The organism is Halobellus captivus (assembly GCF_007655485.1).
Taxonomy (GTDB): Archaea; Halobacteriota; Halobacteria; order Halobacteriales; family Haloferacaceae; genus Haloquadratum; species Haloquadratum captivum.
Genome location: NZ_VJXQ01000014.1, coordinates 1 through 2,284, shown reverse-complemented (window position 1 = coordinate 2,284; position 2,284 = coordinate 1). Strand labels below are relative to the sequence as shown.

The 2,284-nt window shown below is 55.9% G+C and carries 3 protein-coding genes; all 3 read right to left on the bottom strand.

Annotated elements, in window-relative coordinates; all coding sequences use genetic code 11:
• Positions 1 to 222: 222 nt before the first annotated feature.
• Positions 223 to 657 (bottom strand): cupin domain-containing protein, encoded by a 435-nt coding sequence (locus tag FJT57_RS16265; RefSeq protein WP_144906885.1) that lies wholly within the window; start codon positions 655 to 657, stop codon positions 223 to 225.
• Positions 658 to 844: 187 nt separating this feature from the next.
• Positions 845 to 1,549 (bottom strand): DUF7260 family protein, encoded by a 705-nt coding sequence (locus FJT57_RS16260; RefSeq protein ID WP_449405213.1) that lies wholly within the window; start codon positions 1,547 to 1,549, stop codon positions 845 to 847.
• 171 nt (positions 1,550 to 1,720) lie between these two features.
• Positions 1,721 to 2,284 (bottom strand): hypothetical protein (locus FJT57_RS16495; RefSeq protein ID WP_162524380.1); only part of this gene is annotated, 564 nt, incomplete at its 5' end.

Genomic DNA, 2,284 nt, shown 5'->3' with positions numbered 1-2,284 from the left:
CCTCACCCTTCATCCTTAACTAAACACGACCGAAAGGGCTGAATCAGGGGGATGTTACCCGTCTGCCGATGACTAACGTCGGCCAGAATGGGAGTCCACCGACAATTCCACCCATTTAGGGTAGGTTGATGACGAGAGGTTGCGCCGAAGATTGGACAGCTGACCGTCGAACCTCACCACTCTGCTGTCTTCGGGTGCACCAGTACCGATCTGACAACCAACTCACTGATCGCGAGGATCGGTTATGCGGCGAACGGTGCCATTGATATGTTTGTTTCTCTCTCCTTTCTCTCCTTCGTGATCGACTCGTTCGCTTGATAGCTCTGGATCTATCGATACGACGTGAAGTATCTCTAACTTCTCTTCCCCCGCACTCTCGAACCAATAGGGGAAATCGCGGGGAATTTGAACTCCCTCATACGGGCCGAATTCACCGATCACCTCGTCGCCTGCGGTATAAAATCGTGCTTTTCCTCCTAGTACCATCCAGAACCCGTCTGCATCTTGGTGACTGTGAAGATTATTCGCCCCGTCTTCACCCACGATTTGAACTTCACCAACCTGTTCCTTGGTTTCACAAAGATCAATATGGATCTTCGGATCTTCCGACTCTACGGGCTCATATTCGAATGTTTGAGCAGGATATTCGGATCCCATAAAACTAAGGTTTCCAGCCACTCATATATGTCTTTTCTTTGCAGTAATATTCTCACACCCACACAGGGGAGGCATTATACAGTTTAGAGCAGGCAAGTGAAGGAGGCTTACTGCATCTCGTCTTGGTCGTGCAAGCACGCACTAGCGTCCGGAGAGCGAAGAGGTTGGCCGGTAGTCATTATGGCTCTCAGGTGAGGACGAGCCCCACATCTTCGAATTTGTCACGGAGGGTCGCCGCGACCGCCAGCACAGGATAGGTCCACCGCATCTGGTCGTAGAGGTACGAACACAGGCCATGGACCTCGATGTGGCTTGGGAGCGTCCGCTCGTGTAGTAGCCGCTGTCGCTTTGTGGTCACGCCCTCCAGTCGGTCGAACACCTCCGCAACCGAGAGCGATGCCTCGTCGCCGTCGAGTCGGGACTGGATGGCGCACTTTATTTGGTCGAGCGATCGGCGCGCGTGACGCAGGGACTCTCGCTCAGTGTCGAGCATCCCGATAAAGGTGGCGCGTCGGCTGGCGGCCCGCTCGGCAGCCTCGGCGATCGCTTTCTTGAGGTGAGGGGTGACGGATACATCGTGGCCGGAACACACCGCGGTAGAGAGATCCGGCCCCAGTTCGGTCGCCAGGTTCCGTGGCAGCGACTCCTCATAGACCTCTTCGTAGTGTGGGACAGCCATCACCGTCTCCCGGTAGGCTGCGCGGACCGGTTCCATCGCATCAGCCGAATGACTCTCCGAGGAGAGCGACGGCATCCCCCCAGGAGTCGGGGCAGGTTGACTCGAGTCAATTTCACGCACACGGTCCGCGAACCGTTGCAGGGCCTCGCACTCGTGATTGATTTCGGTACGCTCGGTCTCTAGTCGGTCAAGCGCACGGTTGACGGGCGCCATAGGGTTGCCAGCAAGAAGCGCCCTATTGTCATTACCGTGGGAATTGAGAGCCACACCCATATGGAAAGGTAACGCATAGCTGAAATATAGATTTTACTTATGTTCCTTCGTCAGTCGGCAATGCGGCTGCCGAGACGAACGGGCTATGAGGTGGCGGAAACGACAAATATTTTATCCGTCTTCAAACTTATCTTCGGCTGGCTTATATTGGTCCTCATACCACTCATCGAGGTCTTTCATCTCAATTCCTCGTGTCTCAAGTTCCTCCTGGAACATCTCTAGCGTCCTCGGGTCTTGATCCTCGATGGGGATAAGCCATCCACCACGGCGCGTCGTGACGTAGCTACCCCACCGCTTGAACCATCCACCGTAGCCCGGCCACTTTTTCGACCCCAGATACCAGGCGTAGTAGCGGTCGTCCGTTTCGCCGACGTTGAAGTGTTCGTGCCAGAGGCGGGAGTCGAACGTCCACACGGTGTGCTTTTTGTACGGGAGTTTCATATGGAATTCGGCATCCGACCAGTGCTTTGGCCCCTTCCACAGGAGGGTGAAGCCCTCACCCTCAGCCGGGATGACGAAGCCCAACCCCGTCGACCACGGATGCTTGTGGCCTCCAGTATACGCTCCTTGCTCAAAGGTGGCCACGTGGCCTACAAGAGAGTTCTCCGCGGGCTGCCAGAAGAAGCCACCGCCAGCATCGGTTGAGATGGCAACGTCGAACGTCTCGCGAGTGCC